General features: G+C 48.1%; 25 protein-coding genes and 1 pseudogene. 12 read left to right on the top strand and 14 right to left on the bottom strand.

Going from position 1 to position 21481, the window contains the following annotated elements; genetic code table 11:
* The first annotated feature begins 28 nt into the window (after nucleotides 1-28).
* Nucleotides 29-505 carry a DUF4124 domain-containing protein gene (locus ASG24_RS01165; RefSeq protein ID WP_235562274.1) on the top strand — a complete coding sequence of 159 codons (477 nt, stop codon included), beginning with the start codon at nucleotides 29-31 and terminating at the stop codon, nucleotides 503-505.
* A 17-nt stretch (nucleotides 506-522) separates the two neighbouring features.
* On the opposite strand, the gene ASG24_RS01160 is transcribed toward ASG24_RS01165, so the two are convergent.
* Together ASG24_RS01160 and ASG24_RS01155 are read right to left on the bottom strand one after the other, a co-directional pair.
* On the bottom strand, nucleotides 523-897 hold the full coding sequence (locus ASG24_RS01160) for an RnfH family protein (RefSeq protein ID WP_055866884.1): 375 nt from the start codon (nucleotides 895-897) through the stop codon (nucleotides 523-525).
* A 6-nt stretch (nucleotides 898-903) separates the two neighbouring features.
* Nucleotides 904-1338, bottom strand: coding sequence for a type II toxin-antitoxin system RatA family toxin (locus tag ASG24_RS01155; protein ID WP_055866876.1), 435 nt, complete (start codon nucleotides 1336-1338; stop codon nucleotides 904-906).
* A 47-nt stretch (nucleotides 1339-1385) separates the two neighbouring features.
* On the opposite strand from ASG24_RS01155, the gene smpB reads away from it, so the two are divergent.
* Nucleotides 1386-1877, top strand: a complete 492-nt coding sequence (gene smpB, locus ASG24_RS01150; protein ID WP_255352312.1) for an SsrA-binding protein SmpB — start codon at nucleotides 1386-1388, stop codon at nucleotides 1875-1877.
* A 28-nt stretch (nucleotides 1878-1905) separates the two neighbouring features.
* Here smpB and ASG24_RS01145 read toward each other — a convergent pair whose 3' ends face one another.
* Entirely contained in the window at nucleotides 1906-2745 is an 840-nt protein-coding gene (locus ASG24_RS01145) for an NAD(P)H-hydrate dehydratase (RefSeq protein ID WP_055866874.1), read from the bottom strand.
* 131 nt (nucleotides 2746-2876) lie between these two features.
* Between ASG24_RS01145 and ASG24_RS01140 the strand changes: the two genes are divergently transcribed.
* From ASG24_RS01140 to ftsB, 4 genes and pseudogenes are all read left to right on the top strand, one after another.
* A complete protein-coding gene (locus tag ASG24_RS01140) occupies nucleotides 2877-4508 on the top strand; it encodes a CTP synthase (RefSeq protein WP_055825496.1) in 1632 nt (543 codons plus the stop codon).
* A 145-nt stretch (nucleotides 4509-4653) separates the two neighbouring features.
* Nucleotides 4654-4809 (top strand): annotated as a pseudogene (locus ASG24_RS14780) (3-deoxy-8-phosphooctulonate synthase); the annotation flags it as partial.
* 81 nt (nucleotides 4810-4890) lie between these two features.
* A complete protein-coding gene (gene eno / locus ASG24_RS01135) occupies nucleotides 4891-6177 on the top strand; it encodes a phosphopyruvate hydratase (protein WP_055825491.1) in 1287 nt (428 codons plus the stop codon).
* A 28-nt stretch (nucleotides 6178-6205) separates the two neighbouring features.
* Complete coding sequence (gene ftsB / locus ASG24_RS01130; RefSeq protein ID WP_082487947.1) at nucleotides 6206-6586, top strand: cell division protein FtsB; 381 nt, start codon at nucleotides 6206-6208, stop codon at nucleotides 6584-6586.
* A 61-nt stretch (nucleotides 6587-6647) separates the two neighbouring features.
* Here ftsB and ASG24_RS01125 read toward each other — a convergent pair whose 3' ends face one another.
* Complete coding sequence (locus ASG24_RS01125; protein ID WP_055866870.1) at nucleotides 6648-7652, bottom strand: folate-binding protein YgfZ; 1005 nt, start codon at nucleotides 7650-7652, stop codon at nucleotides 6648-6650.
* Nucleotides 7653-7708: 56 nt separating this feature from the next.
* Here ASG24_RS01125 and ASG24_RS01120 point away from each other — a divergent pair, with 56 nt between their 5' ends.
* Complete coding sequence (locus tag ASG24_RS01120) at nucleotides 7709-8215, top strand: hypothetical protein (RefSeq protein WP_235562273.1); 507 nt, start codon at nucleotides 7709-7711, stop codon at nucleotides 8213-8215.
* A gap of 1 nt (nucleotide 8216) precedes the next feature.
* Here ASG24_RS01120 and ASG24_RS01115 read toward each other — a convergent pair whose 3' ends face one another.
* From ASG24_RS01115 to ASG24_RS01085, 7 genes are all read right to left on the bottom strand, one after another.
* Nucleotides 8217-9251 carry a VWA domain-containing protein gene (locus ASG24_RS01115; protein WP_055866866.1) on the bottom strand — a complete coding sequence of 345 codons (1035 nt, stop codon included), beginning with the start codon at nucleotides 9249-9251 and terminating at the stop codon, nucleotides 8217-8219.
* A gap of 69 nt (nucleotides 9252-9320) precedes the next feature.
* Nucleotides 9321-10349: a vWA domain-containing protein gene (locus ASG24_RS01110; protein ID WP_055825480.1), complete on the bottom strand. Its 1029-nt coding sequence runs from the start codon at nucleotides 10347-10349 to the stop codon at nucleotides 9321-9323.
* A 44-nt stretch (nucleotides 10350-10393) separates the two neighbouring features.
* Nucleotides 10394-10933: a hypothetical protein gene (locus ASG24_RS01105; RefSeq protein WP_055825477.1), complete on the bottom strand. Its 540-nt coding sequence runs from the start codon at nucleotides 10931-10933 to the stop codon at nucleotides 10394-10396.
* A complete protein-coding gene (locus ASG24_RS01100; protein WP_055866863.1) occupies nucleotides 10918-11904 on the bottom strand; it encodes a VWA domain-containing protein in 987 nt (328 codons plus the stop codon). The genes ASG24_RS01105 and ASG24_RS01100 overlap by 16 nt, the downstream gene beginning before the upstream one ends.
* Nucleotides 11905-11908: 4 nt before the next feature.
* Nucleotides 11909-12910 (bottom strand): hypothetical protein, encoded by a 1002-nt coding sequence (locus tag ASG24_RS01095; RefSeq protein ID WP_055866861.1) that lies wholly within the window; start codon nucleotides 12908-12910, stop codon nucleotides 11909-11911.
* Nucleotides 12911-12921: 11 nt separating this feature from the next.
* A complete protein-coding gene (locus ASG24_RS01090) occupies nucleotides 12922-13779 on the bottom strand; it encodes a DUF58 domain-containing protein (RefSeq protein ID WP_055866858.1) in 858 nt (285 codons plus the stop codon).
* A gap of 21 nt (nucleotides 13780-13800) precedes the next feature.
* The gene (locus ASG24_RS01085) at nucleotides 13801-14817 is read right to left on the bottom strand and encodes a MoxR family ATPase (RefSeq protein WP_055866856.1); all 1017 of its coding nucleotides are present in this window, start codon (nucleotides 14815-14817) and stop codon (nucleotides 13801-13803) included.
* A gap of 264 nt (nucleotides 14818-15081) precedes the next feature.
* Between ASG24_RS01085 and fabA the strand changes: the two genes are divergently transcribed.
* Both fabA and fabB read left to right on the top strand, forming a co-directional pair.
* The gene (fabA, locus tag ASG24_RS01080; RefSeq protein WP_055825461.1) at nucleotides 15082-15597 is read left to right on the top strand and encodes a 3-hydroxyacyl-[acyl-carrier-protein] dehydratase FabA; all 516 of its coding nucleotides are present in this window, start codon (nucleotides 15082-15084) and stop codon (nucleotides 15595-15597) included.
* 175 nt (nucleotides 15598-15772) lie between these two features.
* Nucleotides 15773-16996 (top strand): beta-ketoacyl-ACP synthase I, encoded by a 1224-nt coding sequence (gene fabB, locus ASG24_RS01075; RefSeq protein WP_055866851.1) that lies wholly within the window; start codon nucleotides 15773-15775, stop codon nucleotides 16994-16996.
* Nucleotides 16997-17104: 108 nt separating this feature from the next.
* Here fabB and ASG24_RS01070 read toward each other — a convergent pair whose 3' ends face one another.
* Nucleotides 17105-17470, bottom strand: coding sequence for a prepilin-type cleavage/methylation domain-containing protein (locus ASG24_RS01070; protein WP_235562272.1), 366 nt, complete (start codon nucleotides 17468-17470; stop codon nucleotides 17105-17107).
* Nucleotides 17437-17637, bottom strand: a complete 201-nt coding sequence (locus ASG24_RS14775) for a type II secretion system protein (RefSeq protein WP_235562271.1) — start codon at nucleotides 17635-17637, stop codon at nucleotides 17437-17439. Before ASG24_RS14775 ends, ASG24_RS01070 begins: the two co-directional genes overlap by 34 nt.
* 79 nt (nucleotides 17638-17716) lie before the next feature.
* Here ASG24_RS14775 and ASG24_RS01065 point away from each other — a divergent pair, with 79 nt between their 5' ends.
* Nucleotides 17717-18265 carry a DUF1439 domain-containing protein gene (locus ASG24_RS01065; protein WP_235562270.1) on the top strand — a complete coding sequence of 183 codons (549 nt, stop codon included), beginning with the start codon at nucleotides 17717-17719 and terminating at the stop codon, nucleotides 18263-18265.
* Here ASG24_RS01065 and ASG24_RS01060 read toward each other — a convergent pair whose 3' ends face one another.
* Nucleotides 18266-18655 carry an Mth938-like domain-containing protein gene (locus ASG24_RS01060; RefSeq protein ID WP_055868352.1) on the bottom strand — a complete coding sequence of 130 codons (390 nt, stop codon included), beginning with the start codon at nucleotides 18653-18655 and terminating at the stop codon, nucleotides 18266-18268.
* A 172-nt stretch (nucleotides 18656-18827) separates the two neighbouring features.
* Here ASG24_RS01060 and ASG24_RS01055 point away from each other — a divergent pair, with 172 nt between their 5' ends.
* Both ASG24_RS01055 and ASG24_RS01050 read left to right on the top strand, forming a co-directional pair.
* Nucleotides 18828-20054, top strand: coding sequence for a pyridoxal phosphate-dependent aminotransferase (locus ASG24_RS01055; RefSeq protein WP_055825452.1), 1227 nt, complete (start codon nucleotides 18828-18830; stop codon nucleotides 20052-20054).
* 59 nt (nucleotides 20055-20113) lie between these two features.
* Complete coding sequence (locus tag ASG24_RS01050; protein WP_055866848.1) at nucleotides 20114-21445, top strand: homoserine dehydrogenase; 1332 nt, start codon at nucleotides 20114-20116, stop codon at nucleotides 21443-21445.
* Nucleotides 21446-21481 lie beyond the last annotated feature (36 nt).

The following is a 21481-nucleotide window of genomic DNA, read 5'->3' as shown; positions in this document are numbered from 1 at the left end:
GGAAATCAAAGTGAAATTTATGGAAGTGATGCGGAATATAGTATTGATAGCCTGCTTGATGCATGTGACCGCGCACGCGGAGATTTACAAATGGCGTGATGCCAAAGGCGTGGTCAATTATTCGGATATGCCGCCACCTGCCGGCAAGGAAGGTACGCAGAAGATTAAAGCGGCTACCGTCACCAGTGAATACCCGTTAACCCGCGCAGATGCTTATAAAGAGGATCCGACGGCAGCACCCGCTGACCAAGAAACTGCTTCTGGAAAAGGCAAACCAAAGACACAAATGTCTGATGAAGCGGCGGCTGTCGCCAAAGCTGCTGAAACACGTATGAAAGCGCAAAACTGTGCCGCAGCCAGATCTAATTATCGTAACTATGCGGTTGGCGGTCGGATGCAGACGGTAAATGAGGTGGGCGAAAAAGAGTATTTAAGCGATGAGCAAATTCGTGAAAACCTGGCGCGTGCGCAGTTCGAAATTGACGAAAATTGTCCAGTTGAATAGCGAAATCTATTGAAGCATCATTCTTTTTGGCGTTTTTGCTGACTACTTTTGGCAGCACGGCCTCTTTTCGCAGCAACTTCTTTGTTTGTTGCACTTCCTTTTTTTGTTGTAACTCTTAAGCGTCTTGCTTCTTTAGCGTCGGCAATCAATGGGCGATAAATCTCCACCCTGTCCAAAGGCTTTAATACGGCATCGAAGCTAGCGACTTTGCCAAATATACCAATCTTGCAATTTTTCAATGATAGCTCCGGATACGCCAGCAATAATTGTGACTGTTGAATTGCTTCCAGTGCCGTCGTGCCCGTTTTAACATCAATTGAAATAATCACCTGCTTCTGCGGGAGTGCATAAGCAACTTCCACAGTCATCAGGTCAGAAATCTCTTCAGTCATGTTTGGTTATTTAGAGTAAAGCTTGTTTGCCTGCTTCACAAAGCTATCGACAAAGGTGTTGGCAATGTGACTGAACACTGGCGCAATAATGCGCTCAATCAGGCCGTTGGCGAATACATATTCCAGCTTGAATTCTATTTTGCAGGCATCTTCGCGCAGGGCAATAAAGTGCCAGTGGCCAGTTAGTTGCTTGAAAGGACCATCGACCAGGGTGATGTCCATCTGGTGCGGAAACTGTTTGTGGTTGCGGGTTGTGAAATGCTGCACGATACCATGATAACGGATATGGATAGTGGCTTGCGTCACCTGTTCGGTGCGTTCGATGACGTCACTGCCGCCGCACCATGGTAAAAAGCTGGCGTAATCTTCGACAGCATCGACCAGCTGAAACATGGTTTCGCAGGAGTGCATCACTAATACGGTTTTTTCTACTTGAGCCATTATTGAATATAGCGCCGGAACGGAGTTTGGTTTTGGGTTAAAATGCTATTTTAAGTGATTTAAGCCGGCAAACCAGCGTTATGACCATCGCGCAAAATAAAAAAGCGTTTTTTGACTATTTTATCGAAGATAAGTACGAGGCCGGCGTCGTGCTCGAGGGCTGGGAAGTGAAAGCCATCCGCGATAACCGCATTAACCTTAAAGAAGCCTATGTGGTGATTATGCGTGGCGAAATTTACCTGATTGGCTGCCATGTGACGCCATTGGGCGCTGCTTCCACGCATGTACGTCCGGATGCTATACGCTCGCGTAAGCTGTTATTGCATAATGAAGAAATTGCCAAGTTGATTGGTAAGGTCGAGCGTGCCGGTTACACCATTGTCCCTTTAGATATGCACTTCACGCGTGGTAGGGTGAAGGTGCAGATAGGCCTGGCTAAAGGCAAGAAGCAACACGACAAACGAGATGTCGAGCGCGAAAAAGACTGGAAGCGCGAACAGAACCAGTTAATGAAAAACAAACAGCGTACTCGGGAATAATATTTCTGATGCTTGCTGAGTGTTAAGTTCAGGCAAGCAACTGTTCCAGTACCTGTGGCACCAATTCCGGCAAATCTTCTGCCATTAACCCGATCCCAAATAATCTTGCAGCTTCGCTATGGATCCAGGCAGCCGCTGCTGCCGCTTCCAGCGCAGGCATACCTTGCGCCAATAAGCTGGAGATCATTCCAGCCAGCACATCACCTGCGCCAGCCGTAGCCAATGTCGGTGGCGCATCCTCGTTCACAATGAGTCTGCCATCTGGCGCTGCAATCACAGTGTGGGCGCCTTTAAGAAGTATCACTGCATTGGTCTGCTGACTTGCCTGAAGTACCTGGCTGATTCTTTCATCCAGGTTGCTGGCAGGATTAATGCCAAATAAACGTTGAAACTCGCCAGCATGCGGCGTCAATACACAAGCGGCAGTGATGGTTTTGCTTAGCTTATCAAGTTGTCGCGTAAATGTACTGAGTGCATCTGCATCAATCACCACCGGTTTCCCGCTTTGCAACATGGTAAGCGTTGTCTGCCGTGTGTCTGTCGAATTGCCAGCGCCTGGCCCTATCAGTAAAGCGCCGACTCTTGCATCCAGAATAAGTGCATGCAATTCAGCGATGTTTGAATAGGGTTTCGCCATCACGCTTAACAACTGGCTGGCGTAAATGCTGAATGCGTTTTCCGGCACGGCAATGGCAGTGATCCCTGCACCACTGCGTGCAGCAGCTAGCGCAGCCAACCTGGCTGCGCCTGTCATAGGGTATCCGCCCTGGATCAATACATAACCACGGCTATATTTGTGGCTGTTGGCATCAGGTTGTGGTAATAAGGATTGCCACAGGGCAGGAGTGTTCGATTGATAGTCTGGCATGATTTAATTGTATGCTTGAAGTGGCTGGTTGGCGAGTTGGTGCGAGATTTTATCCCTAACCTTCATTGTCGGCGAGGGGGCTTTGCGGTAAAATGTTCTCCCGTCTGCAACAATCTCAAAGTACCTCATCCATGACCAAATATGTATTCGTAACCGGCGGTGTAGTTTCTTCTCTTGGAAAGGGTATCGCAGCGGCTAGTTTAGGCGCTATTCTCGAATCGCGTGGCATTAAAGTGACCATGCTCAAGCTTGACCCGTATATCAACGTTGACCCAGGCACCATGTCGCCTTTTCAGCATGGCGAAGTATTCGTCACCGATGACGGCGCGGAAACTGATTTGGACCTCGGACATTACGAGCGCTTTATCAGCAGTAAAATGTCCAAACGCAATAACTTCACTACCGGCCAGATTTACGAAACCGTGATCAAAAAAGAGCGTCGTGGTGAGTATCTGGGCAAGACTGTACAAGTGATTCCACACATTACTGACGAAATTAAATCACATATTAAACGGGGTGCCGAAGGTGCCGATGTGGCGATTGTGGAAGTCGGCGGTACGGTGGGTGATATTGAATCATTACCCTTTCTTGAAGCCATTCGCCAGATGGGTTTTGAAGAAGGTAAAAATAATGCCTGTTATGTGCATTTAACTTTGTTGCCGTGGATTCCGACTGCAGGCGAATTAAAAACCAAACCAACCCAGCACTCTGTTAAAGAGCTGCGTGAAATTGGAATTCAGCCAGACATTTTATTGTGCCGCGCCGAACGTGAAATCCCGGAAGATGAAAAGCGCAAAATTGCCTTGTTCACTAACGTGCCGTTCGAAGCGGTGATCAGCGCGATCGACAGTGATTCCATTTACAAAATCCCGGGCTTGCTGCATGAGCAAATGATGGACGAAATTGTCTGTCATAAACTGAATATTCTGGCTAAAGCGGCGGATTTATCTGCCTGGCAGAAAATCAGCTATGCAGTGGCCAACCCTAAAGCGCAGGTGGATATTGCCTTTGTCGGCAAATATGTTGATCTGACCGAGTCATATAAATCTTTGACCGAAGCATTGATTCACGCCGGTATTCATACTGAATCCAAGGTTAAGATCCATTATATCGATAGTGAAGATATCGAAAAGTCCGGTACCGATGCTTTAACCAGTATGGATGCTATCCTGATTCCAGGTGGCTTTGGTGTGCGCGGTACTGAAGGCAAAATCAAGGCAATTCAATTTGCCCGTGAAAATAAAGTGCCTTACCTGGGTATCTGTCTGGGCATGCAACTGGCGGTGATCGAGTTTGCCCGCAATGTTGCCGGTTTCAAGGATGCTAATAGCACGGAATTCAATCCATCGACCGAACATAAACTGATCGGCCTGATCGACGAATGGCAAGATGCCAGCGGCAAAATTGAGAAGCGTGATGAACATTCTGACCTGGGCGGCACTATGCGTTTGGGCGCACAAAGCTCGCCGATCGAGCCTAATACGCTGGCTGCCAGCATTTATGGCAGCGAAGTGAACGAGCGCCACCGTCACCGTTATGAAGTGAACAATCATTATGTGGATCAGTTGAAAGCTGCGGGCCTGGTGGTCTCTGCACGTACTCCTCGTGAAGAGCTCTGTGAAATGATTGAATTGCCACAGACAGAGCATCCATGGTTTGTCGCGTGCCAGTTCCACCCGGAATTCACTTCCAACCCAAGATACGGTCATCCTTTGTTTAAAGCCTATGTGCAAGCGGCACTGGCGCAAAAAAGCAAAGTTTAATTTTCAAGCAAGGGATTATCATGAAGTTATGTGGTTTTGATGTAAGTATCGAGCATCCGCTATTTTTGATTGCAGGCCCGTGTGTGATTGAATCCAGGCAAATGGCGATTGATACTGCCGGTCAATTCGATGCCACCCACTCGGTGCCGGTATCTTTATGGAAACTCACCCTGACCCAAGTAAAGCGCTATCAGATGGCCCGAATGCCTGGCCTTTAGGCAAAATGGAAGATTTGCTGCATCTGCTGGTTGATATGGACAAGCTGGTTAAAAAAGCCGGTTTCGCCGAACATACCCTTTAATGGATTTTGCCTGGAGCAAACTCTTTAAATTGATTTCGCATGTATTCGTAAAGTTTAAGTTAAAAACATAAGGAAAATAGAATGAGCGCAATTGTAGATATTATCGCCCGCGAGATAATGGATTCACGCGGCAACCCAACGGTTGAAGTGGATGTATTGCTGGAAAGTGGTGTCATTGGCCGTGCAGCCGTGCCTTCAGGCGCATCTACCGGTACCAAAGAGGCCGTAGAGCTGCGTGATGGCGACAAAAGCCGCTATCTAGGCAAAGGTGTATTAACTGCAGTTGAAAACGTGAATACCGAAATCACCGAAGCGATTCTGGGCCTGGATGCGGAAGAACAAAGCTTTATCGACAGAACCCTGATTGAGCTGGATGGCACAGAAAACAAAGACCGCCTGGGTGCCAATGCAATTCTGGGTGTTTCGATGGCCTGTGCCCGTGCTGCCGCTGAAGAAAGTGGCTTGCCTTTGTATCGCTACCTGGGCGGTTCAGCCTTCATGCAATTACCAACACCAATGATGAACATCATTAATGGTGGTGCGCATGCTGACAACTCTGTCGATATTCAAGAGTTCATGATTGTTCCGGCTGGCTTGCCAACCTTCCGTGAAGCGTTGCGTGCTGGCGCTGAAATTTTTCATGCGTTGAAAAAAACACTGCATGACAAAGGTTTGGCAACCACAGTAGGTGATGAGGGCGGTTTCGCACCTAATTTGCCATCTAACGAATCAGCTTTGCAATTGATTATGGAATCAATTGAAGCTGCTGGTTACGAGCCAGGTAAAGATATCTATTTGGGCCTGGATTGCGCGAGTACTGAATTCTATAAGGATGGTAAATATCACCTGGAATCAGAAGGCGCTTCATTGAGTTCTGCCGAGTTCAGTGATTACCTGGCGACTTTAACTGGTAAATACCCAATCATTACCATCGAAGATGGTATGAGCGAGTTCGACTGGGACGGCTGGGACCTGTTGACCAAACGCCTGGGTAAAACCACGCAACTGGTCGGTGATGATTTGTTCGTCACCAACCCGAAAATCCTGCGTGAAGGCATCCAGAAAGGTGCAGCTAACTCTGTGCTGATCAAAGTGAACCAGATCGGTACCCTGACTGAAACTTTCCAGACGATCGAGATGGCTAAACGTGCTAACTATACCGCTGTGGTTTCACACCGCTCAGGTGAAACGGAAGATACGACGATTGCCGATATTTCTGTCGCTACTAACGCGTTGCAAATCAAAACCGGTTCCCTGTGCCGCTCAGAGCGCGTAGCCAAATACAACCAGTTGCTGCGTATTGAAGAAGAGTTGGGCGACGCGACTAGCTACGCTGGTTTGTCAGCGTTCTACCAGTTGTTCAAGTAATCAAGTCTGATAACGCATCTAGGTCGATGTGCGCAAACTGACTGTGATCTTCATTGTCCTGATTGCCCTGCTGCAATATCCATTGTGGTTGGGCAAGGGCAGTTGGTCACGTGTCTGGCAATATTCGCAGCAGATTGAAGCGCATGAAAAGCGCAATGATTATTATAGGCAACGGAATGAAACATTGCGCGCTGAAGTGCGTGACCTGAAACAAGGTCAATCAGCAATTGAAGAACGTGCGCGCAGTGAATTAGGCATGATCAAGCAGGACGAAGTGTTCTATCAGGTGATGCAACGCAAAAATGCTAATCCTCCGGCATCCAAAGGGGTCGTCACCAATGTGCCGTCTAAGGAGTCCATTGTGAATCCTGGAACGCCGGATGTCCCAGCTGCTATACCGGAGCAATAGTAATTAGATATAGTTGAAAAAAATGGCGCCTGAAGCGCCATTTTTTATGTTTAGAGTTTGCTTATGGCAATGCGTAAGGGAGCTCAGTAAAAGCCAGCTCATATTCTTGCCAGAAAATACTGCCGGCAGCTTTGGCTTCCAGCCTGCATTCTGCTAATACCCACCAACCACCTTGCAGATTTGGCGCGGCACGCACTATCTGGCCCGCTTCCTGTTGCTGGGCATCATGCACTGCATCACCGGGATTTGGCGTGACTGTGGTAGCGGGTAAAGTGGCAAGTAATGTGCGGCGTTTTACCTTGCCAAGGTAATGGGTACGTGCGACGATTTCCTGACCGGTATAACACCCTTTTTTGAAGTTAATGCCATTGAGTGCATCGAGGTTGATCATTTGCGGTACGAATTGCTCGCGCGTGCTTGCATACACCTGCGGAATACCAGCCTGGATTTCCAGTGCATCCCACTGATTGGTACTGGTTGGGCTCAATGTGGCCGAAAATGTTTTCCAGACTTTTTCTGCCTGATCTGCATTCACCACCAGTTGCGCGCGCTGCTTTCCATGGCTATCAGTCAAACGAATTAATGTACCTAATGCACTATGGCTGGTTTGATGCGGGCGTAATGGCAGGTGTTGTATGTGGGCTGCCGAGTCAGCACTGGCCAGTCCGATACACACAAATTGCTCACTGACATCTTCGACCACTACTTTGCTGCGCATGACAAACATGCGCAAGCGTTTTACCAAATCTGGAATCAGTGCGCGCGGGCATTGCAGATAAATCACTTCGTCAATGCTGAATGCATAAAACAGTGCCAGCAGGCGGCCTTTTGCCGTACAGTAGCCGGTAAATTGTGAGGATTCAGCCAACTGCTTAATATCGTTAGTGAATTGACCTTGCAGGAAGGTCTGGGCATCAGCGCCGCTGACGGCGATCAGGCCATCCACTGAGAGGTCAAATAATTGGCCTGAAGCCGGAATATCAGGCGCGACAAATGAAGCTTCGCCTGATTCGTTAAATAGAGCACCCTGTGAAATTAAGAATTGTTGCCAAGCTGCGCTGGACATAAATGACTTTCTGTTGATAGTGTGGATGTTGTCACCAACAGCTTCACACAAACGTGATGAAAAAACCTATTCTACCAAGTGAAATAACCTTGCGCTTTCACCCTTCTAAATTTTTATGGGGGTGGTGGCTGGTATTTTCAATCGCTGTGCTGTTTTCTCTCTGGTTAAGCTTGTCGCCGCGGTGGGCATTCGCAGGCACTTTTTTCTATGCCACAGCTTGCTTTTGGCAATGGACACAGCTTGTCGCTACTCATTGGCGATTCAGCGTGCAACAGTTGAGTGTAGATGTGTTCGGGCAGATGATAATTATGAATGCACTGGGGCAGTTATGGCGGATTGAAGTATTGCCCGATAGCGTGGTGCATCATGGATGTATGGTGCTACACATTGCCTATACAGAATTAAAAACTGATGCATCCGAGCAGATGAATAATGCCCATCATCAAAAGCCGCTGTTATGGCAATGGCTACGACCCAAGCGCTTGCTGATATTGTTTGATCAAGCAGATGCCATTTCCCAAAAAGCATTGCGTGTCTGGTTAAAGTGGGGGCTGCGCGAATAAGCTATTGAAAATGGTTGTCGTGCGCGACAACTTCACTGCGGTTGAACAATTTAGATTTAAGCTGTTTGCGATAAATGCCAAACTTTTGTTTAAGTTGACGCAGGGTCTCATGATGCAGACTGGTGCCTAGCAAACATATGCCCGCCAGCGTAGCCAGTAGCCAGCCAATCGAAAAGGGCACAATTTCATAGCGTGGCGATTTGTGCGATTGGATGGTTTGCAATACATCGTAGGTATCATCGCCATTGATATATTGCGCGCCGATTTCCTGCGCCAGTTTTTGCAGATAAGTCGAGTCGCGCTTGGAGATGAAGCGATCATAGTCAGAGAGCGCGACGCTGTCATCGCGGCCACTGCTTTTGCTGGCGGTGACTTGTGCAATGTTCGGTTGCACGGCAAAACTTTCATTCGACCAGTAACCAATCATCTGGTTGTCTTCTGTCAGTTTTGGGATTCCAGTACCTTTTTCAGTGCCTATGCCAACAAAAAACCAGCCATCCCCGCCCTGAAAATCCCTGAGGTTGCGGGTATTGAATGCATGCAACAAAGGCGCCTCATCGCCATCGGTAAAAAACACCGCTTTAGTCGCTTCGGGCATTTGCCGTAGCAGCTTGGCTGTGATAGCTAAGCTTTCGCGCAATTGGCTGTTGCCGGTCCATGCCATCCGCCAATCCAGGTGATCTATGGTTTCGTGCAAGGCAGAAAAATGGCGGCAAACATGCAAAGGCGTATATAGTGCGGCAACTGCATCCCCTGCGAATAAACCTATGCTGACGCGGGTGTGGCAGGGCAGTTGAGCGACTATTTCGTGCATCATGCGCTTGGTATATTCCAGGCGGCTGACGGGCCGGTGGTTTATCAACATATCCGCAGAGTTCATGCTCTGGGTAATATCTGCGATCAGGAAGTAGCTATGTACATTGCGTTTGATGGGGATGCTAGGCACCAACACAGCGCCAAGCAGGCAGAGCAACGCTGTAGTAAGTAAAATGGTGTCGCGATGGTGCAGCCAGACTCTTAGCCAATGATTTTTCATGGTGACTTCTCATGAGTGCCTGCATCACTGGCCTAGGATGACAGAGGTAAATCAGGCTTGTTTATAAAGTTATTGAAAATGGTTGTCGTGGGCAACTGCCTCGCTACGTGCAAACAATTTTGCTCTAATTTCATTGCGGTAGATTTTAAGATTCTGCTTGATCTGGCGTAATGGATGACGGCTGGCATAAGTGCCTACAATACACAAACCGCCCAAAGTGGCGAATAACCAGCCCAGGGGTAATGGGGCAATATCACGGCGTGCAGGTTTTTGGGCCTTCATGGCCTGGATCACCGTGTAGCTGCTATCACCTTTAATAAACTTGGCACCTATCTCCTGAGCAAGGCTTTGCATGTATTCAGCGGCCATTTTGGATATATAGCGATCATTTTCACCCGCGACGTTGTCATCACGCACACCCAGGGTGCTTTCAGAAATCTGCGCAATGCCTGGTTGCATGGCGAAGCTTTCATTAGACCAGTAACCGATCACCTGGTTATCTTCGCTGAGCTTGGGGATAGCATCGCCTTCTTCTGAACCTATGCCGACAAAAATCCAGTCGTCACCACCTTGAAATTCTTCCAGATTTTTAGTGTTGAAAGCATGCAATCTCGGGGCTTCTTCGCCATCTGTAAAATAGACTACCTGCGAAGCCTCAGACATGCCGCGAACCACTTTTGCGGTCACTAGCAGGCTCTCACGCAAGCGGCTGTTGCCTGACCAGGCCATACGCCAATCCAGATGATCTATCGTATCCTGGATGGCCGCAAAGTTTTTGCAGACTTCAATCGGCGAATACATGGCCGCGACTGAGTTACCTGCAAAAAGGCCAATGCTGATTTTAGTGCCGCACGGCAGCGAGCCAACGACTTCATGCATCATGTTTTGCATATATGCCAGACGCGTGACTTTTTTGCCACGGATAGTCATATCTGACGTATTCATGCTCTGCGAAATATCTGCAACCAGAAAGTAGGTGTAGATATTATGTTTGAACGGAATACTAGGGCGTAAAACTGCCGCCAGCAGGAATAGCAGTGCTAATCCGAGCAGGGCAGAATCACGGTGTTTAACAAATCGTCTAAGCCAGATATTCATACTTTTAACTGATCAAGTGAGTAAGCAAGCATAAGCGCCTGCATTTAAGGCAGACCATTAGGGATATTGCCCATGATCAAACCCGGATTATCAGATTCGCCTACACCTGGCGTGGGTTTCTCAGGCAACAAGCTCATGACGCGGTCATAATTGCGGCGGGTGCCCCAGTGGTTGTTATCTGCCTTAAGTGCACTTTTATAAGAGGTCATCGCCTGGGTTAACAGGTATTCAACTTCATCACGCGTGCTGTTATCGTTGCCACCAGTGACCTGAATCGCTTTCAGGAAAAACATATTGCCAATGTTATGCAAAATGGCTGCGCGTTGCACAGGCGTTGATCCATCTATCAGCTTGGCAAACAGCAAGGTAGCTTCTTTGTAACGCTCATTTTTTGCCAGCCAGTAAGCCACTGCATATTTGGCTTCAAAACTTTGCTGATCCGTTTGCGGTGTCTTGGCCGTGGTGATCGCTTGGTTGAAATCCTTGGCTTGCTGAATCCGTTGCCAGCTATATATGATGGTCGCCGTCGCGGCAACCGCTACTACGATCAGGCCAATGACCAGTTTTTTTACGCTGAGCGCCATGTGTTGATCTCCAGATATTTAACCGCCAGCAGAATCGCAATCATGACGATGGCAATCCAGTAACACACATTGGTGTAATCATGGCCGGGGATTTTTTCCATATATTGAATTGGTTTTTTTTCTTTGCTGTTAATGTCGGCAATTGCTGCTTCCAGCGAGCGCGGGTCTGATGCCTCATATGCACTGAAAGGGGTGCGCAAGGTCTGGAAATATTGATAAAGCAATACTTCTGTTGGCATATGGCCGTCGTAACCACTTTCGGTATATTTAGGGTCAAAAATGGTGATGCCGCCAGGCTGGCGCAACACAATCCAGTAAAGGCCGATGTTGTAGCGTTGCAGCCAGTCACGCAGTTTTTGTTGCACCATATCGCTGACGCGACCGGCACCATCCGAGATCAGGATAATCGCGCGTGAACCGGAGTCGGGCACATCCTTAAACAGTTCCACCGCACTGGTGAGGCCGCCACCGATATTAGTTTGAAATAAAGAGTTACCGGCAGTGGCCTGCACCGCAGATAGCACCGCCTCTTTATTCTCTGTCAATGGCAATACATACATGGCTGAGTTACTAAAGGTAATCACGCCCATCATGTCATTACGGCGACCTTTAATAAAATTGGTGATGATACGCGCAGCCGCGACTGATTTGGTTTCGCCGATATGGCCATCTTTGTCGCCTACAAAAGCATCATCCATACTGGCACTACGGTCTAGCACCAGACCGATTTGAGCGCCAATACCGGTGCGCAGTGCTTTTTGCTCAAGTGTATGCGGGCCTGCCAAACCTAAGATCACAAATAAGATGCTTAATGCAGCCAGGGCTTTTAACAGCAGGCCAATGATGCTTGATAATGGATCCGGAGGTAACAGGCCTATCCATGAATAATGTTTGCTATGTGAGCGTTCAAGCAACAGCGGCAGCAAGGCCAGCGGTAACGCCCACAAAACCCAGGGGTGAGTGAATGCCATAATGCTATTTTGCCCCTGGTTTCGAGACTGAATTTAAGTCAGGTGTCAGGCCGCGTTCGCAATCACGCATATGGCGGCAAAAAGTACGTAACCATTGCTTGGCAGGCATGCCAAGATCTAGCGGTGTTTTGGAGTCAAAAAAGACTTGGCGTGATAAATTGAAGAAACGCTCGATCTCTGGTTTTACGGGCTGGTAGGCAGGTTTTTCCTGCAAAAATTGGTCTACATTATTACCAAATACGCTATGCTCGGCGACTTTTTGGATTGCCTGATGGACAACCTCAATCGCCTGTTGCAAGCCTTGCTGGTTGTCGGGTAACTTGCCTACACTCCGATAAGCCTTGGCAAAGGCACCCCCCATGCGCGGCAGCCAGGTGCGGGCGCCCAGAATATATAATAATCCCAGCAGGCTAAGGGCAAGTACGCCGGCAGCGATCTTCAGGGCTTGTTCTTCTTTTTTGGTATCTATAGTGAAGGGCGGAATGAACGGGCTCATCTCGTTTTTCAGGTTGACTTCACCATATACAGAAAGTGGCGAAGTCCTGAAATTAAACGATGGAAAGCGCAGTTGGCGTAACTCTGTTTTACCGTTGTGACGTAGTTTGACGATTTCACCGCGCAGGATGGCCGGACGCACTACGCGACCAGATTTAAACACTTGATAAACAAGGTGGATAGTATGCACACTGCGGTCAGAGAATGTTTCATCTTCAACACTGATGTTTGCCAACTCGACGCCGGATACCTGGCCACGATAGCGATGTTCATAACCGACAATCGGCAATGATTCTTTAATCAGTTCATAAGGCTTCTTCACGGTCAGGATGATGGTGCGTTCCAGCTTGTCACCGACCACATAGCCTGCATCACGCGTAGGATTGATTTCCTTCACCGTCACATATTTATTGTCTACATTCGGCAATGTTACATCGGCAATGGCTGGCAACGTGGTTGCGGTCAGCATTGCCATGAGCAAACAGGCGAATAAGGTTTTTTGCGCTTTCATCAATCGCTTCCTCAGACAGTCACATATTGATGGAAATAATCAGTCAGCATATCTGCATCAAACTGATCTTCCACAAAAAATGGCTGCATATCAAATTTCATAAACATATCTTCAATCGCCTGGCGACGCGCGGCAAAGGTATCCAGAATCCGCTGGCGGTAAGAGGCACGCAGAAAAAGCGTACGGCGCTCGCCGGTTTCCGGATCATTTATGCTGGTTACGCCAAATTCCGGCAGGTCTTTGTATTCGGTGCTGTTCCATAGCACAATCGGCACAATGTGGTGGCGCAACATCAGCAGCAACGCTTCTTCGAGTTGCCCTAGCGGCATATGGAAGTCAGAAACCAGGAAAATCAGCGAGCGTTCGCGCGGTAATACCCTGGCGCTATCCAGCAATGCCCCGGCACCTACTTCATTTGGCAAATGATTTTCCAGCCTGTCTGCTAGTTCCAGCATGCTGTGCGGCCTCGCTGAAAGCGTGCTCAGCCATTCATCGCGTAATTCATCATCAAAGCCGACGAACGCTGCCGGGTCACCATTTCGAGTGGCAGACTGTGCCACTGAGCGTGTAATTTCTGCGGCGGTGGTCAGTTTGGTATGTGGCACGCCATACTGCATTGAACCGGACAAGTCACACATGACAAATACCGGCGTGGCACTTTTCTGGTTGAAAATACGCACGTATACCTGTTCCATCGGGTCGCGGATGGTTTGGCGTATATCAATCCGGCGCGGATCAGGGTAGGCAAGTAAAGTTGTGTGCCCGCGAAATTCCATACCCATGCCGCGCTGGTTGCTTTTGTGGCGGCCAGGACGGCGGGAGCGGGAGCGCCAGCTGATGTGATAACTGAATTCCTTGATGTAATCCATTACTATGAACTCAAACCCGCATTAAGGCGCAGCAACGGCGTTAACAATACCGGAGAGCATTTCACGCGCAATTTCAGTACGGCGCATTTCATAAACAGGGCTGAATACCAGGCGGTGAGCAATCGTTTCGTGGAATACAGCATGAATATCTTCCGGAATGACGGCATCGCGCTCGTTTAACCAGGCATTAACACGTGCTGCACGTAACAACATACCCATACCGCGCGGGCTGGCACCTGATAACACAAGGCGTTTCATATCAACGTTAGATACTTTAATGCCATACGCCAGTGGGTCTTTAGTTGCCAGCCACAGGTTCAACGCATATTTACGCAGGGCAGGCGTGGCAGAGATGTTGTCTTGGATCACTTTGGCAAAACTGTTGAGTTGATCAAACTTCAAGATGTCTTCTTCAACATTGCTGATCAGTTGATCCACATCATGGAAGCGCGTATCAAAAATCAGCGACTCCATAATGTCGTGCGCAGGAGGCACCAAAATCGGAATTTCCATCATAAAGCGGTCACGCGCCGCAGACGGAATATCGAATGTTTCCTCACGCTCTACCTGGTTACGGTCAGCGAATACCAGCATGTGCGGGAAGTAATGTTCTTTATTAAACGCAGTCAAGGTGCGCTCGGCCATCACCCGCAGCATCAGCGAATGTACCTGTGGGCGGGCACGGTTAATCTCGTTAAAGAAGAAAATAGACAGGTTCTGCCCGGACATAAGTAACGGGCCTGGGCTAACGTGCGGTTTGCCGTCTTCACCCAGATAAGTGTGATAGACCAGGTCATTCGGCATCAGGTCTATCGTACCTTCGATACGCTGGTAGCCGCCACCAATACCGCGGGTAAATGCACGTAACAAAGTCGTTTTACCAACACCCACATCACCTTCAAGCAATACATGGCCGCGAGCAAATACGGCTGTAGTGATCAGACGCACTGGGCTTTCCTGACCCACCACCACTTTATTGACTTCTGATTCAAGTTTTAACGCGTGTGCTCGCCAATCGGCTAATTGTTGATCTTGCATTGCTGATTTCCTGACGTAAGATAATTTTTTGAAAGGTAATTGTAACTAAATTGTAATTTCTAAACAGCCGTTTGTTGCGAATTATTATTCAAGCCTTAATAAAACCTTGGTTTTGAATTTGTAAAATTCCGTAACAATTAAGGGAATCTTACCTAGGTTTTATTTAAAAGTATACAGGTCTGTATATTTTTGAAATGACAAAAAGCTTTGACTAAACGCAATTTCCGGCGAAAATATTGTTTTATACTAATAAATCAAAATTACATGTCTAGGAAAAGTAGTTTCAGTAAAGAAGAGTTGTTGGCCTGTGGCCGGGGTGAGATGTTTGGTGAGGGCAATGCACAACTGCCTTTGCCTCCTATGCTAATGTTTGACCGGATTGTAAAAATATCTGATGATGGCGGCAAATACGGGCAGGGTGAAATTATTGCTGAGTTGGATATCACTCCTGACTTATGGTTTTTTCAATGCCACTTTACTGGTGACCCGGTAATGCCTGGCTGTCTTGGCTTGGATGCTATGTGGCAACTGGTTGGTTTCTTCCTGGGCTGGAAAGGTGGCCTGGGTCGTGGACGCGCGCTTGGTTCAGGTGAAGTTAAATTTACGGGCCAGGTGTTGCCTAAGGCTAAACTGATCCGCTATCACATCGATTTAAAGCGGGTGATCATGCGTAAGCTAGTGATGGGTATTGCAGATGCACGTATGGAAGTCGATGGCCGCGAGATTTATAATGCCAGTGATTTACGTGTTGGTTTGTTTACCACCACCGATAATTTTTAGGGAAGCTTTTATAGGTTTAACTTTTAAGCCAGACTTGGTGAGTAAAAAATTTGACGCGTTATATAGTTGATATATCAGTAAAATTTTTTACAAGTAACAATGTATGGTAACGAAGGTGAGCTGATCGTAGCTTACCTGGAGGTCCTTACAGTTTTTGAAGTCTTAAGGAGGCGCAATGCGTCGCGTAGTGATTACAGGATTTGGTATCGTATCAAGTCTTGGTAATAACAAACAGGAAGTGCTGGACAGCCTGAAAGCAGGCCGTTCAGGGATTACCTATCAACCGGAATATGCTGAGCGCGGTTTGCGTTCACATGTGGCTGGGTCTATCAAAAATCTGGATATCGAAGCGCTCATCGACCGCAAGTTATTGCGTTTTATGGCGAAAGGACATGCTTATGCCTGGCTAGCCATGCAAGAAGCGATTGCTGATGCCAACCTGCCTGAAGACCTGGTTTCCAATGTGCGCACCGGCCTGATTGTAGGTGCGGGCGGCACATCGACTGAGAGTATGCTCGAAGGTACTAATACGCTGCAAGAAAAAGGCATACGCCGGGTTGGCCCTTATATGGTGACCAAAACCATGAGCAGCGGTATTGTTGCCTGCCTGGCCACTGGCGCCAAAATCAAAGGTGTGAATTACGGTATCAGCTCAGCTTGTTCAACCAGTGCACACTGTATTGGTGCTGGTGTTGAGCAAATCCAGCTCGGTAAACAGGATATAGTGTTTGCCGGTGGTGGCGAAGAAGAGCACTGGACCATGAGCTACCTGTTTGATGCCATGGGTGCGCTATCCAGCAAATATAATGATACACCGGATAAAGCTTCGCGCACTTATGATGCTGATCGCGACGGATTCGTGATATCCGGCGGTGGCGGCATTGTGGTGCTTGAAGAGTATGAACATGCCAAAGCGCGTGGTGCCAAGATTTACGCCGAGGTTGTTGGCTACGGCGCAACTTCAGATGGCTACGACATGGTCGCACCTAGTGGGGAAGGCGCAGTGCGCTGCATGCAGCAAGCTTTGCAGGGGCTGGATATCAACGAGATTGATTACATCAATACGCATGGTACCAGCACACCGGTAGGTGATACTAAAGAGCTGGAAGCTATCCGCACGGTATTTGGCGATAGCAAAACTGCAATTGCTTCCACCAAGTCATTGTCAGGTCATGCATTGGGGGCTGCAGGTGTGAATGAAGCTATTTACACCTTGTTGATGATGCAGCACGGCTTTATCGCTGCCTCTGCCAATATTGATAATCTGGACCCGGCTGCAGAAGGCCTCAACATCGTGCGCGAGCCTATCAAATCGGCCAAGATTGAAACTGCACTCTCAAACAGCTTTGGTTTCGGTGGTACTAACGCTACTTTGACCTTATCAACCAAAAATCTCTAAAATAAATAAAGTGTGCTTCTGGCTTCAGAAGCACACTTTATTTTATTCCGGTTTCTAAATGCCTGATTCTAACTTTCGCGTTTTCCTTCAGGCTTCATTCCCAAGTTTTTAACAGCCACTGCTATCAATAGTGACAGATAATGCTGAAGGTGTAGATGGGGCGGAAGTGATGCTGTATTCCAATTTGCAATGATGCTCGTCACGTGAGCCGGCCAGGAAATAAGTGGCGCGATTGATATCCGAAAGTTCAGGCTGGATGGTGAATCTGCTACCGGGCTGTATCAATTGATCCAGGCCCGCGGCGTCATTAGGAGCTAAGCCTACCGGGTATCTGCCGGTGAATAAAATGTTATTACCTTCAATCATGGTGGATGAAGTGACATTGCCGTGATCAATATCGCACTGGGGATCCGCCATGCATACGCCTTTTGCCATGGTGGCTACCGACAGCACCGTTGCTTTAAATGATTGCAACGAGGCCAGTCTCTTGCCTGGGAGCCGGTTTGCGAGATACGGGCGTAAGCGGTGGCCGCCAGGATTGATAAAATCAGCATGACAATGACTAGTTCAACTAATGTAAAACCGCGTGCAACAACAGGCTGTTTAAACGAGTCTAGTTGAGAATAAGAATTTTTCTTCATTGCGAAGCATTTTATAATAGCTAGGAAAATTGAATGTCAATTTTTGACCAATGTTGCAAGTGTTAAAGAAGGCTTACAAATGCGTCTTTTTAAAATTATTTTTTCAGGATTGTTAGTCATATTTTTGCTCAGCCGGTGTGCCACCATGATGGGCGAACGCACTGTCAGGATGAGTGCGAGCCAGATTCAGCAGAAACTGAATCACAAGCTGGAAAAACCATTTACCGTCATGCGCGCGTTTCATGTGCAATTGTCTAATGCACAGGTGCAGCTTGATCCGGCGACCGGCCGGGTACATACCACTATGGACGCCAGCATTGCAAGTGATTTATTGGCGAATACGGCAACCGGCAAGGCGACTCTGTCAGGCTTATTGAAGTTCGATACTGCGCGAAATGCCGTGGTTTTGGATCAGCCAGCAATCGACACGATTCAACTCGATGGCGCCAACAACCAATGGAATGGCATGTTGCAGCAGGTGGCTAAAGATATGGGCGGGAAATGGTTGAATCAGTTGGTGTTGTATGAAGTAAAACCGGAAGAGTTGACCTATGGCGGGACACGATACCAGCCGACTAATTTGCGTGTAACCGCTGACGAAGTGCAGGTGACATTAAAGCCACAATGATTAGTCAGTCACCAGGTGTTTTTCCAGCAGCAGGGCAGCGACGACTTTGCGTCCTTCTGCTGTCAGTATGTTGAAGGTGCGGCAGGCAGCCGCGGTAGTCATGCATTCGACACCGATATTTTGCGACAGAAAAACCTGGGTATGTTTGGGGTGAATAAAGCGTTGCTTATCACCCGTACCCAGTAGCACTACTTCAGGCGTGAACGCCAATATTGCGGATAGTCTTTCTGCATCCAGAGACTCCCATGCGCCGCTAAACCAGTCTGTAGTGAGTGCATCATCACTGACAATCAGGGGTTGTGTATATGGCTGGTGATTGATGGTAATTGACTGGCTATCTACACCATTAATCTGATATTGCTGATCACTGCTGTGCAAGTGTAATTTCATGCTTTTGTGTTCATCTCTCACATTCAAAAATAAAACAGAAATTGTACCGTGCATGACCCTCACTTCATCGACTGGTTCATCAGGCGTTCATTGATGAAGAAAGGCTTTGCAGGTAGAATGAAAGTTTTACTTTAAGAGCTTAACACACGCCAAATGTGTTTGTTAACAGAGTATGCAGCCAGTCAATAAATCAAATAAATTAAGTAATGTCTGCTACGACATCCGCGGCCCGGTTTTACAGCGTGCCCGCCAGATGGAAGAAGACGGTCAACGGATTATCAAGCTGAATATCGGTAACCCGATGCCTTTCGGCTTTAACGCGCCTGAAGAAATCGTGCAGGATGTCATCCTGAATATGGATCAGGCCTCCGGCTATACTGATTCCAAAGGCCTTTTTTCAGCTCGCAAGGCCATCATGCACTACACCCAGCAAAAGAAAATTGAAGGGGTGACAATAGACGACATTATTGTCGGCAATGGCGTGTCTGAACTGATTGTAATGGCCATGCAGGGTTTGCTGAATAATGGCGACCAGGTGTTGATTCCAATGCCGGATTACCCACTGTGGACCGCTGCGGTAAATCTGGCTGGTGGTAGTGCACGTCACTATATCTGTGATGAACAGTCTGGCTGGTTGCCAGATCTGAAAGATATCGAAAATAAAATCACTGCCAATACCAAGGGTATTGTGATTATTAATCCGAACAACCCGACCGGCGCCTTGTACCCCCGAGAAATCCTGGAAGGCATTATCGAGATTGCGCGTCATCACGGCCTGGTGATCTTTGCAGATGAAATCTATGACAAAGTGTTGTATGACGGTAACACGCATACCTCAATTGCTTCGCTGGCAGATGATGTCCTGTTCGTGACCTTCAATGGTTTGTCAAAAAATTACCGCGCCTGTGGCTACCGTTCGGGCTGGATGATCATTTCAGGTGATAAAAAACCTGCCAAGGACTACATCGAAGGCTTAAATATGCTGGCCTCCATGCGGCTTTGTGCCAATGTGCCTGGGCAGTTGGCTATCCAGACAGCGCTGGGCGGCTATCAAAGTATCAATGACCTTGTGGCACCCGGCGGACGCCTGTGTAAGCAACGCGATTTGGCTTATGACATGTTGACCGCCTTGCCTGGTGTAAGCTGTGTCAAGCCGCAAGCAGCCATGTATCTTTTCCCAAGACTGGATCCTGAGGTTTATCCGATCCATGATGACCAGCAATTTATCCTGGATTTATTGCTGGAAGAAAAAGTATTACTGGTACAAGGCACGGGCTTTAACTGGCCGTCGCCTGACCATTTCAGGGTGGTATTTTTACCCAATGTCGATGACCTGACAGAAGCAATGACGCGCATAGGCCGCTATCTGGATGGTTACCGTAAGAAACATACCAAATAGCACGTGCAAGCACGTGCCAATGATTTATTTAGAGATTTGCTAAGTTATAGAATGTGGATATGAAAGAACTAAAAGTCGGTAAAGAATTAAAAGTAGGTTTATTGGGCATAGGTACAGTCGGCGGCGGCACTTATACCGTGCTGACGCGCAACCAGTCTGATATCGCGCGCCGCATTGGCGGCAATATCCGCATTGTGCAAGTGGCTGACCGAAACCTGGAACTGGCAAGGCAAGTGACTGGTGGCCAGGTTGCTGTGACCGATGATGCATTTGCGGTAGTCAATAATCCTGAAGTGGATGTGGTGGTCGAGCTCATTGGTGGTTATACCATCGCCAAGGAACTAGTGTTGCAAGCTATTGCCAATGGCAAACATGTGGTTACCGCTAACAAGGCTTTGCTGGCCGTACACGGCAACGAGATTTTTAAGGCAGCGGCTGAGCAGGGCGTAATTGTGGCCTTTGAAGCGGCAGTGGCGGGTGGTATCCCTATCATCAAGGCATTGCGTGAAGGATTGAGTGCGAACAAAATTGAATGGGTAGCCGGCATTATCAATGGCACCACCAACTTTATTCTGACTGAAATGCGGGACAAAGGCCTGGCCTTTGCGGACGTGCTCAAAGAAGCACAACGTCTGGGTTACGCAGAGGCCGATCCAACCTTTGATGTGGAAGGCATTGATGCCGCCCACAAACTCACCATCATGGCCAGCATCGCATTTGGTACACCGATGCAGTTTGAACAAGCCTTTACTGAAGGCATCACCAAACTGACCACCCAGGATATCCAGTATGCGGGAGAGTTAGGTTATCGCGTTAAATTGCTGGGCATCAGCAAAAAAACCGAAGCGGGCATTGAGTTGCGCGTGCATCCAACCTTGATCCCTGAAAAACGCCTGATTGCCAATGTCGATGGCGCGATGAACGCCGTCGTGGTGAAAGGTGATGCAGTCGGGCCAACTTTGTATTACGGTGCGGGTGCCGGCGCTGAACCTACCGCCAGTGCGGTGGTGGCTGATCTGGTCGACATTGCGCGTTTGCATGGCACTACTGCAGAGCAGCGAGTGGCTTTCCTGGGGTATCAACTGGATCAGCAGCAAGCGTTGCCGGTATTGCCGATTGCCGAAATACAGTCTGGTTATTACCTTCGCTTACGTGCTTCCGACAAGCCAGGTGTGATGGCTGATGTGACCAAGATCCTGGCAGATTTAGCGATTTCGATTGATGCCATGCTGCAAAAAGAACCGCAAGAAGGTGAAGCCGAGGCAGATATCATTATTCTTACGCATACCACTCAAGAAAAAACCATGGATGCCGGTATCGCCAAGATTGAAGCATTACCTGCAATCGCCGGTGCAGTGACCAAAATCCGTCTGGAAACATTGTCGCGCTAAGCTAGTTTTGCATAATGTGGCTATAAATTATTAGGT

Origin of the sequence: Methylophilus sp. Leaf414, assembly GCF_001425425.1 — a bacterium.
Taxonomy (GTDB): domain Bacteria; phylum Pseudomonadota; class Gammaproteobacteria; order Burkholderiales; family Methylophilaceae; genus Methylophilus.
Note: the sequence above shows the minus strand (reverse complement) of the source record. Positions and strands in the feature narration are given on the sequence as shown.

What these genes read in the sequence shown, in the direction of transcription:
- ASG24_RS01165 (WP_235562274.1), top strand. Translation starts at nt 29, where the DNA reads ATGCGGAATATAGTATTGATAGCCTGCTTGATGCATGTGACCGCGCAC.
- ASG24_RS01160 (WP_055866884.1), bottom strand. Translation starts at nt 897, where the DNA reads ATGACTGAAGAGATTTCTGACCTGATGACTGTGGAAGTTGCTTATGCA.
- ASG24_RS01155 (WP_055866876.1), bottom strand. Translation starts at nt 1,338, where the DNA reads ATGGCTCAAGTAGAAAAAACCGTATTAGTGATGCACTCCTGCGAAACC.
- ASG24_RS01145 (WP_055866874.1), bottom strand. Translation starts at nt 2,745, where the DNA reads ATGCCAGACTATCAATCGAACACTCCTGCCCTGTGGCAATCCTTATTA.
- ASG24_RS01140 (WP_055825496.1), top strand. Translation starts at nt 2,877, where the DNA reads ATGACCAAATATGTATTCGTAACCGGCGGTGTAGTTTCTTCTCTTGGA.
- eno (WP_055825491.1), top strand. Translation starts at nt 4,891, where the DNA reads ATGAGCGCAATTGTAGATATTATCGCCCGCGAGATAATGGATTCACGC.
- ASG24_RS01125 (WP_055866870.1), bottom strand. Translation starts at nt 7,652, where the DNA reads ATGTCCAGCGCAGCTTGGCAACAATTCTTAATTTCACAGGGTGCTCTA.
- ASG24_RS01120 (WP_235562273.1), top strand. Translation starts at nt 7,709, where the DNA reads ATGAAAAAACCTATTCTACCAAGTGAAATAACCTTGCGCTTTCACCCT.
- ASG24_RS01115 (WP_055866866.1), bottom strand. Translation starts at nt 9,251, where the DNA reads ATGAAAAATCATTGGCTAAGAGTCTGGCTGCACCATCGCGACACCATT.
- ASG24_RS01110 (WP_055825480.1), bottom strand. Translation starts at nt 10,349, where the DNA reads ATGAATATCTGGCTTAGACGATTTGTTAAACACCGTGATTCTGCCCTG.
- ASG24_RS01105 (WP_055825477.1), bottom strand. Translation starts at nt 10,933, where the DNA reads ATGGCGCTCAGCGTAAAAAAACTGGTCATTGGCCTGATCGTAGTAGCG.
- ASG24_RS01100 (WP_055866863.1), bottom strand. Translation starts at nt 11,904, where the DNA reads ATGGCATTCACTCACCCCTGGGTTTTGTGGGCGTTACCGCTGGCCTTG.
- ASG24_RS01095 (WP_055866861.1), bottom strand. Translation starts at nt 12,910, where the DNA reads ATGAAAGCGCAAAAAACCTTATTCGCCTGTTTGCTCATGGCAATGCTG.
- ASG24_RS01090 (WP_055866858.1), bottom strand. Translation starts at nt 13,779, where the DNA reads ATGGATTACATCAAGGAATTCAGTTATCACATCAGCTGGCGCTCCCGC.
- ASG24_RS01085 (WP_055866856.1), bottom strand. Translation starts at nt 14,817, where the DNA reads ATGCAAGATCAACAATTAGCCGATTGGCGAGCACACGCGTTAAAACTT.
- fabA (WP_055825461.1), top strand. Translation starts at nt 15,082, where the DNA reads ATGTCTAGGAAAAGTAGTTTCAGTAAAGAAGAGTTGTTGGCCTGTGGC.
- fabB (WP_055866851.1), top strand. Translation starts at nt 15,773, where the DNA reads ATGCGTCGCGTAGTGATTACAGGATTTGGTATCGTATCAAGTCTTGGT.
- ASG24_RS14775 (WP_235562271.1), bottom strand. Translation starts at nt 17,637, where the DNA reads ATGAAGAAAAATTCTTATTCTCAACTAGACTCGTTTAAACAGCCTGTT.
- ASG24_RS01065 (WP_235562270.1), top strand. Translation starts at nt 17,717, where the DNA reads ATGCGTCTTTTTAAAATTATTTTTTCAGGATTGTTAGTCATATTTTTG.
- ASG24_RS01060 (WP_055868352.1), bottom strand. Translation starts at nt 18,655, where the DNA reads ATGAAATTACACTTGCACAGCAGTGATCAGCAATATCAGATTAATGGT.
- ASG24_RS01055 (WP_055825452.1), top strand. Translation starts at nt 18,828, where the DNA reads ATGCAGCCAGTCAATAAATCAAATAAATTAAGTAATGTCTGCTACGAC.
- ASG24_RS01050 (WP_055866848.1), top strand. Translation starts at nt 20,114, where the DNA reads ATGAAAGAACTAAAAGTCGGTAAAGAATTAAAAGTAGGTTTATTGGGC.